Source organism: Streptomyces sp. NPDC059851, from assembly GCF_042732005.1.
GTDB lineage: Bacteria > Actinomycetota > Actinomycetes > Streptomycetales > Streptomycetaceae > Streptomyces.
In genome coordinates this window covers 28744-41510 of record NZ_JBHWJJ010000064.1, presented here as the reverse complement: position 1 = coordinate 41510, position 12767 = coordinate 28744, and the positions used below count along the sequence as shown (strand labels likewise).

Annotated in this window: 7 protein-coding genes and 1 pseudogene; 4 read left to right on the top strand and 4 right to left on the bottom strand. The window is 69.0% G+C overall.

Going from position 1 to position 12767, the window contains the following annotated elements; translation table 11 throughout:
* Window positions 1-143: 143 nt before the first annotated feature.
* The 4 genes and pseudogenes from ACFV7Q_RS21875 to ACFV7Q_RS21860 form a co-directional block, all read right to left on the bottom strand.
* Entirely contained in the window at window positions 144-2771 is a 2628-nt protein-coding gene (locus ACFV7Q_RS21875; RefSeq protein ID WP_385430716.1) for an RICIN domain-containing protein, read from the bottom strand.
* 42 nt (window positions 2772-2813) lie between these two features.
* The gene (locus ACFV7Q_RS21870; RefSeq protein ID WP_385430719.1) at window positions 2814-4196 is read right to left on the bottom strand and encodes a non-reducing end alpha-L-arabinofuranosidase family hydrolase; all 1383 of its coding nucleotides are present in this window, start codon (window positions 4194-4196) and stop codon (window positions 2814-2816) included.
* Between the two features lie 51 nt (window positions 4197-4247).
* Window positions 4248-5111: pseudogene (locus tag ACFV7Q_RS21865) on the bottom strand (endo-1,4-beta-xylanase); the annotation flags it as partial.
* Window positions 5112-5794: 683 nt separating this feature from the next.
* Entirely contained in the window at window positions 5795-7342 is a 1548-nt protein-coding gene (locus ACFV7Q_RS21860) for a sigma-70 family RNA polymerase sigma factor (protein WP_385430715.1), read from the bottom strand.
* Between the two features lie 588 nt (window positions 7343-7930).
* Here ACFV7Q_RS21860 and ACFV7Q_RS21855 point away from each other — a divergent pair.
* From ACFV7Q_RS21855 to yjfF, 4 genes are all read left to right on the top strand, one after another.
* Complete coding sequence (locus tag ACFV7Q_RS21855; RefSeq protein WP_385430714.1) at window positions 7931-8923, top strand: ABC transporter substrate-binding protein; 993 nt, start codon at window positions 7931-7933, stop codon at window positions 8921-8923.
* A 65-nt stretch (window positions 8924-8988) separates the two neighbouring features.
* Complete coding sequence (locus tag ACFV7Q_RS21850; protein ID WP_385430713.1) at window positions 8989-10548, top strand: sugar ABC transporter ATP-binding protein; 1560 nt, start codon at window positions 8989-8991, stop codon at window positions 10546-10548.
* Entirely contained in the window at window positions 10545-11654 is a 1110-nt protein-coding gene (locus tag ACFV7Q_RS21845; RefSeq protein ID WP_385430711.1) for an ABC transporter permease, read from the top strand. Before ACFV7Q_RS21850 ends, ACFV7Q_RS21845 begins: the two co-directional genes overlap by 4 nt.
* Window positions 11651-12658, top strand: coding sequence for a galactofuranose ABC transporter, permease protein YjfF (gene yjfF, locus ACFV7Q_RS21840; protein WP_385430710.1), 1008 nt, complete (start codon window positions 11651-11653; stop codon window positions 12656-12658). The genes ACFV7Q_RS21845 and yjfF overlap by 4 nt, the downstream gene beginning before the upstream one ends.
* The last annotated feature ends 109 nt before the right edge of the window (window positions 12659-12767 follow it).

Genomic DNA, 12767 nt, shown 5'->3' with positions numbered 1-12767 from the left:
CACGCCTAAACCAGGGGCTCGACAACCTGTATTCGTTCCTCGCGAACCGGTTTTTGCGGTTCCGGCAGGGAAACCACCCCAGCCGCACGGGCGGTGGGGGGGCCGCAGGCCGTTGGCCGTGCGCCCCCGCCGGAGCGTCGGGGTCAGGACGGGTCGCCGTACTGCAGGCCGCGTCCGTTGGTGCCCACGTACACGCGGCCGAAGACGTCGGGGTCGCCGGTGATGACGCCGACGCCGCCGATGCTGCCCCACTGGTGGGCGTCGTCGTTGACGCGGACCCAGGTGGCGCCCTTGTCGGTGGAGCGGAAGACGCCGGTGACGTCCTTGACGGTGCCGATCAGGTACAGGGCCTGGTAGGAGGCGCCCGGTGCGGCCTTGCCGAAGCCGAGGGCGGAGGCGGACTTCACCGGGGCGAGCCTGGTGAAGGTGCGGCCACCGTCGGTGGAGTGCAGGAGCCCCTGGCCACCGCCGGCGATCCACAGGTCCCCCGCGACTCCGGGGACGGCCTTGAGCCGGCCGTCGGCGGGCAGGTTGGCGGCCCGGGCGCTGAAGGTCGCCCCGCCGTCGGTGCTGGCGTAAAGCGTGCCGCCGGCCAGCGAGTAGAACGTCCCGGCCGAGGAGCGGTCGGCGACGACCACGGCGTCGGTGCCCAGGCCGCTGACCTTCGACCAGCTCGCTCCCTTGTCGGTCGAACGGTACGGGGCCTGGCCGGTCTGCGTCCAGACGATGACCGAGCCGTCGGCGGAGAGCGCTACACGTCCGCTGTCGGCTCCGGCCACCGGTTCTGACGCGAAGCCGTTCCAGCTGCGGCCGCCGTCGGTGGAGTAGCCGCCGTCCTGCGCACCGCCCCGGCCGACGCGGACCATCAGCGAGGGGTTGGACTGTGCGAAGTCGATGGATGTGCTGTTGGTCATCATCGGGTTCTTCAGTCGCCCGGCGGGCACCTCGGTCAGGGAGTCGTGGCGGAATCCGCCCAGGTCGCCCATGGCCGTGATGACATGGGCGCCGCCGGGCGGGGCGATCGCGTCCAGCAGTGCGGTCTCCTCCAGCCCGCGGGCCCCCACGCTCCAGTGGCTGGTGCCGCCGCTGTCGGAGGCGTTGGCGTCCTTGCTGCGCAGAATGCCGCTGCCGGTGCCGTACAGCACGTGTCCGGAGTCGAAGGGATCGATGGCCAGGGCGGTCATCCAGTGCCCGGTGCCGGTACCCACGTACGGAGCGGCGGAGGCGTCCCGCACGGATTTGTCGGCCAGTGCCTTCCATGTCGTGCCGCCGTCGGTGGTCCGGTAGATCTCGTCCTCCGGCCACCAGCGGCCGAGGGTGGTGACCATCACGGTGGAGGGCTTGCGCGGGTCGACGGCCAGACCGGAGAACCCGTAGTTGCCCTGGGACGGGGAGATGTTCTTCCACGTCCCGCCGGCCGGCGTGTGCTTCCACACCGAGCCCGCCGTCACGCCATTGGGGCCGAGGGCATTGGTGTACGTCAGGTACAGCGAACCGTCACCGGAGAGCACGCCGTGCTGCGGCATCTGTCCGGTGGGCTGCCCGGGGACGGCCTGCCACGTGCTGCCGCCGTCGGTCGAGCGGTAGAGGGAGGTGGACCTGTCGGCGACGCCGACGTAGACCGTCTTGCTGCCGGCCGGGCCGTACGTCACGAAGGAGATGCCCGCGCCGCTGCTCGCCCCGTCCTTGACGGGGAACGAGGCGACCTGGCTCCATGTCGCGCCGTGGTCGGTGCTGCGCCACAGGCCGTTCTTGCGCGTGCCCAGCAGGAGGGTGCCGTTGTCCGCGGGGTTGATCGCCAGCCGTTCGCCCGCCCCGCGGCCGTCCTCGTTGCCGCCCAGCTTGAAGGGCAGGTCGGTGCGCTGCCAGGTGCGGCCGCGGTCCTTGGAGCGCAGGATCGCGCCGTTGCCGGCCCAGTTGTTGGTGTAGGTGCCGGTGGCGAGGTAGAGCCGGTCGGGTTCGACGGGGTCGGTGGCCAGCGCGTCGATGCCCAGCAGGTTCCAGTCCTTCTCTCCGAGCCAGTCGGTCAGCGGGATCCACTGCTCGGCCCCGGTGTCCCAACGGTAGGCGCCTCCCATGTCGGTACGCGCGTACAGCAGGCCCTTCTCCCGCGGGTTGAACACCAGCCCGGTGACGTAACCGCCGCCCACCACCTGGGCGTTTCGCCATGTGTACGGTCCGGATCCGGGCGCCTGGGTCTCGGCCGTCTTCACCAGCTTCCACTGCTGGTTGGTGCCGCCATGGCCGCGGTACTGGATGACTGCCGCGCCGTCGGCCGTGGAGCCTCCGGAGACGTCCAGGACCTGGCCGCTCCTGCGGGAGGTGAAGACGACGGCGCTGGAACCGCTCACGTCGTCGATCCGCCATTCCTGGGAGGTGGAGGAGCTGTCGGTCTGCTGCTCGGCGGCGGCTGCCTGGGCGGTCGAATCCCCCGCTATGCCCAGTACTTTGCCGCTGTTGCGGTTCACCAGCTCGTAGTAGCCGTCCCCGGTGGGTCGCAGCTTCCACTGCTGGTTGGCGGTGTTCTGGTCGGTCCACTGCTGGATGCGGGTGCCGTCGGCGGTGGAGAAGGCGTTGACGTCCAGCGCCTTGCCGCTGCGTACGGAAACCAGCCTGTAGTAGGCATTGCCGTCGACCGTCGCGGCCTGCGAGTCGTCCTGCACGAACAGGAGATACGGCACGACGACGGCGGGCGCACCGAGCAGCAGTCCGGTCCCGGTCCAGCGGCGGCGGTGACGTCCGCGGCGTCCGCTGTTCGTGGGGTTCTTCATGGGGGGTTGTTCTCCTTGCAATATCACCGTGGATCGGGCAGGTCAGCGCTGCAGGGTGAGGAGACCCGGCCGGTACGGCAGTCGGTCGTAGGGGCCGCCAGCTGCGGGGGACTTGCCCTGGTAGAGGAATCGCAGGTTGCAGGGGTCGATGGTCATGGTCTGGTCCGGGTTGTCGCGGACCAGGTCACCGTGGCTGATGTCGTTGGTCCAGGTGGCACCGCTGTTCGCCTTGCCCGCGAAGGGGTTGCTCTCGCTGCCGGCCTGCGGGGTCCACGAACCGCTCAGGCTGGAGGCCGTGAACGAGCGGAAGTAGCGCGCCTGGTTCGCGCCCCTTGCCTCGACGATCATGAGGTACTGGTTCTGGCCCTGAACCTTGTAGACCTGCGGCGCCTCGAACAGGTTCTCGGGCGTGTCGCTCATGACCGTCGTGTACGAGGAGCCGAAGTTGCCCGGGAAGTTTCCGATCGGCATGCTCGCGCGGTAGATCTTGCCGTTGTCACCGGCGAAGAACAGATACATGTTCTGGTCGTCGGCGATCAGGGTCTGGTCGATCGGGCCGGTGGGGGAATCGGTGCGGGGGATGCTTCCGGTGAACAGCGGCTGCGGCGCGGACCAGCCGTTGGGGTTCGTCGGGTCGCTCGACGTGCGGTAGATGAAGGGCCACGCCCCCCACTGGTACGCCAGCACCCAGATCTTCTTGGGCGCGAAGTAGAACAGTGTGGGCGCCACCGCGGCCTGGCTCATGCCGGACTGGCCGACCGACGCCATGTCCGACCAGTTCGTGAAGGGCCCGAACATCATCGAGCCGTACGAGGATCCTGAGAAGTTCGACCCGTAGACCAGGTGCTTGCCGTTGTACGTCACGTGGGTGAAGTCCTTCAGCGAGGACCACCCGTTCGCCGGCTGCGCCAGCGCACCCGTCGACGTCCACCGGTACCTCGACGGAAGAGCACACGTGCCGCCCGTCGGCGCGGGCGTTGTCGGGGTCGACGTCCCTGACAGGCCGGTCCACTTCTGGTTGCCGCCGGACCAGCAGGAGTGCAGCTGAATCTTGGTGCGGTTGGCGGTGGCCGCGCCGACGGCGTCGAGGCACAGCCCGGACTGGACCCCGGCGATCGTGCCGTTGGTGTTGATGTTCCACTGCTGGCTGACGCCGCCGTTGCAGTCCTCGATGACCACCGCGGTGCCGTTGCTGGTGCCCTTGGCCCTGGCGTCCAGGCACTTGTTGCCGTAGATCATCAGCTGCTTGCCGGAGGTGTGGGTCCAGCGCTGGTTGGTTCGTCCGTGGCAGGCCCACAGCTGCGCCTGGGTTCCGTTGACAGTGGAGGAACCTTCGATGTCGATGCAGCGACCGGAGGCAACGCCCTTGATCTCGCCGGTGCCGGTCCCGAGGGTGGTACCGGGGGCTGTCTTGAAGGCGTTCACGACAGCGGTGTGGGCGGCCTTGGGGTTGCCGTTGTTGTCGAACAGCAGGGGGTTTTCGCCCCTGCGCCAGGAGTCGCCGTCGCGGATGCCCCATACCGTGATGCCGGTACACCGGGCCACGGACAGGCAGGCCTTGACCGTGTTGGTGTAGTGGGTGGGCGACGCCTGGGCGATGTCCAGCTCGGTGATCTGGACGTCGACACCCAGGGCGGCGAAGTTGGACAAGGTGGTCTGGAAGCTGGACGGTGGGCCGCTGGTGCCGAAGTGGCTCTGGAACCCGACGCAGTCGATCGGCACACCACGCGACGTGAAGTCCTTGACCATGCTGTAGACGCCCTGGGTCTTGGCGTCCGACCAGTTCTCGATGTTGTAGTCGTTGTAGCAGAGCTTGGCGGAGGAGTCGGCCGCCCGGGCGGTGCGGAACGCTTCCTCGATGAAGCCGTTGCCCAGCACGTTCTGGAACACCGAGCTGCGGTGCTGGGTGGAGCCGTCGGCGAAGGCTTCGTTGACCACGTCCCATGAGTGGATCTTGCCCTTGTAACGGGTCATCAAGGTGGTGATGTGGTTGTTCATCACGCCGCGCAGTGTGTTCGCGTCGCCGATGGAGCTGACCCAGGAGGGGAGCTGCGAGTGCCAGACCGCGGTGTGGCCGCGCAGGCGCTGGCCGTGTGCCGCGGCATGGTTGACGATCTGATCGGCCGGGCCGAAGGTGAACTTGCCACGGGACGGTTCGATGGCGTCCCACTTCATCTCGTTTTCCGGGGTGATCATGTTGAACTCCCGGTCCAGGATGGCGGCGTACTTCGCATCGCCGAGCCTGCCGGCGGCCACAGCGGTGCCGAAGTACCTGCCCGAGGGCGCCGCCTGCGTGCCGAGGGGTGTTGCGGCTCCGGCGGAGCTGGGGAGGAGCGTCATGACGCCGGCCACCAGCGCCGCGGCCGACAGTCCGATCGTCAGTGTCCGGCGACGCCGACCGCGCCGGTGCAGGCCCTTCATGATGCTCCTCGGGGGTCTCGGGTCGCCTTGGGTTCCGTGATCGTGCGTGCATCGGCCGTTACGGCCTGGTCCGCCGTGGGGTGGGTGCGGTGCAGGAGGTGGCGCCGATCCTGCGTACCGGTCGCCCGGGGTTCACGGGTATGTCGCGTCATGGGGGCGCTTTCTTCAGGGGATATGCCGACGGGGAAGTGGGGGCCTCCCCCGCCAGCACGCATGGTGAGCGGCGGGAAGGACACCCCACGAAGTGGAGGCTTCCTAACCCGAGGCCGCGTAACAGAAAAGTGGCGCCACCCCGACGATCGCCCCGTGATGCATCTCGCAGGCAAAAAGTGTTACGCCACGCCCCGCGGTCTGGTCGTCCCTGTGAAAGGGGAGGCCGCCCTGCTCAGCAGTGGTGTCTGTAACGGCACGGGTGGGCGGTTGCCGTGCTCGGTTTTCAGGCTGGTTCAACGAGGCGCGCGTCGATGCATGCGGACTGACGCCGGATGCGGCGCAGCACTCGGCTCACTGCCGGGGTTGTGAACTGCGCAGTGCTGGAAACCGGGTGCAGGCTCGCCGGCTGTCACTGCGCGGCCCGGTCCGCAATGCTCAAGGAGCAGTTCTCAAGACCAGGCCTTGCGGACGACGAAGGAGGCCTGGCCGGCGAAGGCCCCAGTGCCGTCGGAGCCATCGAGCCAGATGCCGCCGTCGCGGTGGCGGATGACCGATCCGGGGTAGTTGTGGGAGTGCAGGGTCACCGACCCTGCGACCGCCCCGGGCCGCGGACAGAAGGTGGCGTCCTTGCGGAACAGTTCGCTGCCGTCGTCGGTGCTCAGCCGCAGCCGCAGATAGTGATGCCGCAGATAACGGCCATCGGCAGCACGGAAGGTGACGCACCGTTTGTCCGCCAGCCCCTGGACCACCGTGAACGTGACTCGCTGCCGTGTCTGCGCGCTGCTGGACGTGGAGACCCGGCCCAGCGTCGCGAAGTCGCCGGAATACGTCAGGTACAGGGCGGGTTCGTCCACGGACTCCAGTGATTGTGCACCCAGCGGAACCGTGCCTGCGACGGCGGACGGACTCGCCGACGGCGATCCGGTCGACATGGGGGTGCTCGACGGGATCGGCGTGGGATTGCCGACCGCGGGAGCGGCGCTGACGCCGGGCGCCCGGTGCGCCGGTTCCGGCCAGGTTGCGTAGGTGGCGGCCCCGGTGACGAGCACCGCGCCGGCGGCGAGGCTCGCCAGCGGATGAGCGGTCACCGCGTGGAGTTTGCCGGTCAGCACGCCGTGCAGACCGCCTCCCCCCGTCGCCGTGCCGACGGCGACGGGGGCCATGGCCGCCCCGGCGGCGCTCGCCGCCGAACCCGACAGCAGGCCCTTGGCGGTCAGCGCGGCGATGAGTCCGGCAGGGACGGCCAGGGGTGCGAGGCTGAGGAGCAGTAGCTCAGCAGGGACCCGGCTCGTCGTCGCCGTGCAGACCGGACAGTCGCGGGTGTGCCGCGCGATCCGCTTCCGCCACACTGATGCAGGCAGACCGTCCCAGCCGGCGACGGTCTCGTCCAGCTGGGGGCAGCGCGGGTGGGCCTCCAACGCGGCGACGATCGTCCGGCTCAGGTCCAACTGCTCGCGCATGCGTTGCAGGCGCACTCCCACGTGGGCGACCGTGAGGCCCGTCGCGGCGGCCATGTCCTCACGGTTCAGGAGACCGGCGCGCTCCTGCCACCACAGCGACAGCAGCACCCGGTGGTCCGGGTCGAGCCACCGGCCGGCTTCCGCGATCTGACGGCGCTCGTCCGACACATGCAGCCGCAGGATCGTCGCGTCCTCGGGTTCGGGGCCGGCATCCGGTATGTGGAGTGCCTCGTCGATGACCGCGGTCCGGTCGGCGAAGGCGCGTTGCCGGTTCCAATGGGTGTGTATCTGGCGGAGCGTGATCGACACCAGCCAGGAGCGGAAGCTGTCGGGGGCGCGCAAGGCAGGCAGATCGCGCACCACGCGCAACAGCGTTTCCTGGACGACGTCGTCGACGTCGGCATGTGCGCTCAGCGCTCGTCGGACGATGTTGTAGATCAACGGCAGGTAGGCGGCGATCAGCTCTTCACGCGCCCGGTCATCCCCGGCCTGCGCCGCGACGACCAGCCCCGCGTGGTCCGCATCCATGAGCCCCATTCCCACCCTCCTCATCACGGCGTCAGACCCTAACGTCCGCAAAGGTGTGCGACCAAAGCCCCCGCCTCGGGCGAAGGACCGGGCCCTGCCGGTGGGGAGGGCCCGGTACAGCGGCCCCGCCGCCGAAGAAACGGGCGGGACGAGTCGGACAGAGATCTCGGTGCATGCGATGCGCCGCTCCCAACCCGTCCTCGACGAGTCATGCACGGCAATTGGGTGTTAGCGCTCACAACTTCCCCGGCTCCTTCCCTCGGGTCGCCGCACCGCGCGTGGCCGGAGCCCCGATCCGGTCGCCTGTGCAGCCGGCAGCTTCGTCGCCTTTCAGTGCCTGCCGGTTCAGGAGTCTCCTACACCGTCCGTCCCCGTTCACCCTGCTCATCAAGAACGGGTAACGGTCGCAACAGCCCTTGAGTTACAAGTCTGTTAGCGCTCACAATGTCTCGCATTCGTCGGCCACCGCTCGCCGGGGCCGACGCTTCACTCTGCCTCCGCCCCGTCTCAACCCTGCTCCGCACCGCTGCCTTCGCCGGACCCATCGCCCCCACGGGCTCCGCCTGGTACGACGCACGTCCCGAGAGGATCCACGACATGGCCCACAGAGCCCTCCGCATCATCGCCGCCACCGCCCTGGCCGGCAGTGTGCTGACCGCCTGCACCACCGAGCCCGCGCCCACCGGCAGCGCCGGCAAAGGCTCCCCCGACGGCAAGCTGGTGCTCGGGTTCGCCCAGGTGGGAGCCGAGAGCGGCTGGCGCACCGCCAACACCAAGTCCGTACGCGAGGCGGCCGAGAAGGCCGGCGTCACCCTGAAGTTCTCCGACGCGCAGCAGAAGCAGGAGAACCAGATCAAAGCGATCCGCACCTTCATCCAGCAGAAGGTGGACGTCATCGCCTTCTCGCCGGTGGTCGAATCCGGCTGGGACACCGTCCTGAAGGAGGCCAAGAACGCCGGCATCCCGGTGATCCTCACCGACCGCGCCGTCGACTCGCAGGACACCTCCCTCTACCGGACCTTCCTCGGCTCGGACTTCGTCAAGGAGGGCCAGGAGGCCGGCAAGTGGCTGGTGAAGGAGTACCAGGGAACCTCCGAGCCGGTCAACGTCGTCGAGCTCCAGGGCACTACCGGCTCCGCCCCCGCCAACGACCGCAAGGCGGGCTTCGCCGACGCCATCAAGGGCGACCCCAAGTTCAAGGTCGTCGACTCCCAGACCGGGGACTTCACCCGCGCCAAGGGCAAGGAGGTCATGCAAGCCTTCCTCAAGTCCCACAAGGACATCGACGTCCTGTACGCCCACAACGACGACATGGCTCTGGGCGCCATCCAGGCCATCGAGGAGGCGGGCAAGAAGCCGGGCACCGACATCAAGGTGATCTCCGTCGACGGCATCAAGGACGCCTTCGTCGCCATGCAGGAGAAGAAGATCAACGTGGTGGTCGAGTGCAACCCGCTCCTCGGCGACCAGCTGATGGAACTCGCCAAGAAGGTCGCGGCGGGGGAGAGCGTCCCGCGACGGATCGAGGTCAAGGAGGGCGTCTTCACCCAGGACCAGGCCACGGCAGCCCTGCCCGGCCGCCAGTACTGACCCCCCGCCCGCACCAGACCGGGGGCGGCCCTCGCGCCGCCCCCTTCCTCAGGAGAGGAGGGCGGATGGCAGCCCCACCCACCCCCTGCACACCCACCCGCACCGACCGGCCGGTCCTGGAAGCCCACGGCATCCGCAAGGCCTTCCCCGGCGTCCTCGCCCTCGACGGCGTGGACCTGCGCCTCTTCCCCGGCGAGGTACACGCGCTGATGGGCGAGAACGGCGCCGGCAAGTCGACCCTCATCAAGGTACTCACCGGGGTCCACACACCCGACGCGGGAACCGTCTCCGTCGACAGCAGCACCCAGCGGTTCACCGCGCCACCGGACGCACAGCACGCCGGAATCAGCACGGTCTACCAGGAGGTGAACCTGTGTCCCAACCTCTCGGTCGCCGAGAACATCCTCATCGGCCGTGAACCCCGGCGCCTCGGACTGATCCACTGGTCGGCCCTCCACGAACGCGCGGCAGGACTCATCACCGAACTGGAACTCGACCTCGACGTCCGCCTGCCGCTGAGCGCGCAGTCCCTCGCCGTCCAGCAACTGGTGGCGATCGTAAGAGCCGTGGACATCGAGGCCAAGGTCCTCATCCTCGACGAGCCCACCTCCAGCCTCGACCGGGACGAGGTCGCCCAGCTGTTCACCCTGGTGCGCCGGCTGCGCGACCGGGGCGTCGCGATCCTCTTCGTCACCCACTTCCTCGACCAGGTCTTCGACCTGTGCGACCGGGTGACCGTTCTGCGGAACGGCCGCCTCGAAGGCGAGTACCGGATCGACGAACTGACCCCCGTCACCCTCGTCCACCGCATGGTCGGCAGCGAACTCCGCACCCTCGACGAACTCGCGGAGACCTCCCGCACCGGCACCGCCGCCCCCGCTCCAGCGGAAACCCCCTTCCTCAGCGCCCGCGGGCTCGCCCGCTCCGGTGCCGTCCAGCCCTACGACCTGGACATCCACCGCGGCGAGGTCATCGGCCTGGCCGGACTGCTCGGATCCGGACGCACCGAGGCAGCCAGGCTGCTCTTCGGGGCCGACCACGCCGACGGAGGAGAGCTCCGGATCGACGGCGAACGTGCCCACCTGCGGTCCCCGCGGGCCGCGATCGCCCGCAGGATCGCCTTCTGTTCGGAGAACCGCAAGGAAGAGGGCCTGATCGCCGAGCTCACGGTCCGTGAGAACATCGTGCTCGCCCTTCAGGCCGCCCGTGGCTGGACCAAGCCCCTCTCGCGCGCTCGCCAGGACGAGATCGCCGCCCGGTGGACCGAGGTTCTCGACATCCGCCCGGCCAACCCCGAGGTCCAGGTCCGCAATCTCAGCGGCGGCAACCAGCAGAAGGTCCTGCTCGCCCGGTGGCTCCTCACCGACCCCGAGCTGCTGATCCTGGACGAACCCACCCGGGGCATCGACATCGGCGCCAAGACGGAGATCCAGAAGCTGGTCACCCGCCTGGCCACGGAAGGCACTGCAGTTGTCTTCATCTCCGCCGAAATCGAGGAAGTACTACGGCTGAGCCACCGCGTGGGTGTCCTGCGCGACCACCGACTCGTCGCCACCCTCCTCAACGACCCGGCCCTGACGCCCGACCGGATCCTGGGCACCATCGCCACCGGAGCCACCTCATGACACCATCTGACGACACGGGCACCGGGGGACGTCCGGCCCGGGCGCCTGTCGCCCGGCAGCTCACCGGGCACCGCCTGTTCTGGCCCGCCACCTTCCTGGCCGCCCTGCTGCTCGGGAACGTCGCGTTCACCCATGACTTCTTCGCCGTCCGCGTCCAGAACGGACACCTGTACGGCAGCCTGATCGACATCCTCCAGTTCGGCGCTCCTCTGATCCTGGTGTCGCTCGGCATGACGCTGGTCATCGCCACCCGGGGCATCGACCTCTCGGTCGGCTCAACCGTCGCCATCGCCGGCGCCCTCGCATGCGAGCACATCGCCAACGCGAAGAACCCCGGAAATCTGCCCACCGTCATGTCGGCGATCACGGTGGCGGTCGGCGTGGCCGCCGCCATCGGACTGCTGAACGGCTTCCTCGTCGCCCGGCTGGGCGTCCAACCCATCGTCGCCACGCTCGTGCTCATGGTCGCCGGGCGCGGCGTGGCCCAGCTGATCACCGACGGCCAGATCATCAGCGTGTCCAGCAGCACCTACAAGATGATCGGCGGCGGCTACTGGCTCACCTTCCCCTTCGCCGTCCTGCTGGCCGCGGCCGTCGTCGCCGTCACCTCCCTCGTCGTCCGGCGGACCGCGCTCGGCATGCTCATCGAGTCGGTGGGCGGCAATCCGGTCGCGAGCCGACTCGTGGGCGTCAGGGCGGCCGGCCTTCTGGTCACGGTCTACGTCGTCAGTGCCGTGTGCGCCGCGGTGGCCGGTCTGATGATCAGCTCCAACGTGTCCAGCGCCGACGGCAACAACGCGGGCCTGTGGATCGAGCTGGACGCGATCCTCGCCGTGGTCATCGGCGGCACGGCCCTCACCGGCGGCCGCTTCTCCCTCGGCGGGACGGTCCTGGGCGCGCTGATCATCCAGACCCTCTCGACCACGATCTACACCCTCGGCGTACCGCCGGAGACCACCCTCGTCTTCAAGGCCCTGGTCGTCATCGTCGTGTGTCTCGTCCAGTCGCCCGCGTTCCGCGCGCGACTCCCACGCCGTCGCCGCCCCACCGCCTCGGCCCCCGCGGTCGGCGACGCAGGAGTCCGCCAGCAGGAGGTCCACCCGTGAGCACCACCCTCAGCTCCTTCACCAGGCCGCTCCAGCGGTTCCCGGTGCGGCATGCCGCCCGTCTGCCGCTCATGGTCACCGCCGCTCTGCTGATCGCCATGTTCTCGATCGGCTCCGTGCACTACGAGGGCTTCTTCTCCGGGCAGGTCCTGCTCAACGTCCTGATCGACAACGGCTTCCTACTCGTGGTGGCGATCGGCACGACGTTCGTCATCCTCACCGGCGGAATCGACCTCTCGGTCGGCTCCATGGTGGCCTTGTCGACCATGCTGACGGCCTGGCTCGTCGAACAGCACGGCGCGCCGCTCGCCCTGGCGGTGCCGCTGGTCCTGCTGGTGGGAGCAGGAGGCGGCGCACTGATGGGCTGGGTGATCCACACCTTCGAGATCCAGCCCTTCATCGTCACCCTCGCGGGCATGTTCCTCGCCCGCGGCCTCTGCTACACGATCAGCACCGAGTCCATCTCCCTCACCGACCCGTCGACCACGCGGATCGCCCAGACTCGGGTGCTCCTGCCGGGGGGACTGTTCGTCTCACCAGCCGTGGTCATCGCCCTGGTCGTGCTCGCGCTCGCCTTCGTCGTCCTCCACCACACCCGCTTCGGCCGCACCGTGTACGCCATTGGCGGCAACGAGTCCTCGGCCCGTCTCATGGGCCTGCCCGTGGGACGCACCAAGATCGCGGTGTACGCCGTGAGCGGCCTGTGCTCCGCCCTCGGCGGTCTGCTGCTGACCTTCTACATGCTGTCCGGCTATGCCCTGCACGCCATCGGCATGGAACTCGACGCCATCGCGGCCGTGGTCATCGGAGGGACGCTGCTGACCGGCGGCTCCGGGTTCGTCCTCGGCACCGCCCTGGGCGTGACGGTCCTCGGTCTGATCCAGACCATCATCAGCTTCCAGGGCACGCTCAGCTCGTGGTGGACGCGCATCGTCATCGGCGGCCTGCTGTTCGTCTTCATCCTCCTCCAACGGCTCTTCGGCGGATCCCGCCCGGCGCCTTAGCGTGTCAGCTCCTCCCCCGTGCTTCTTCCACACGTCCAAGCCGACCGCCGCGAGCAGCACCAGGCCCTCGACGGCCTGCTGCCGGACGGTGCTCACCCCGACCAGAAGT

Excerpts from the sequence above, each read along its gene's own strand:
- ACFV7Q_RS21850 (WP_385430713.1), top strand. The coding sequence starts at position 8,989 with ATGGCAGCCCCACCCACCCCCTGCACACCCACCCGCACCGACCGGCCG.
- ACFV7Q_RS21855 (WP_385430714.1), top strand. The coding sequence starts at position 7,931 with ATGGCCCACAGAGCCCTCCGCATCATCGCCGCCACCGCCCTGGCCGGC.
- ACFV7Q_RS21860 (WP_385430715.1), bottom strand. The coding sequence starts at position 7,342 with ATGGGGCTCATGGATGCGGACCACGCGGGGCTGGTCGTCGCGGCGCAG.
- ACFV7Q_RS21845 (WP_385430711.1), top strand. The coding sequence starts at position 10,545 with ATGACACCATCTGACGACACGGGCACCGGGGGACGTCCGGCCCGGGCG.
- ACFV7Q_RS21875 (WP_385430716.1), bottom strand. The coding sequence starts at position 2,771 with ATGAAGAACCCCACGAACAGCGGACGCCGCGGACGTCACCGCCGCCGC.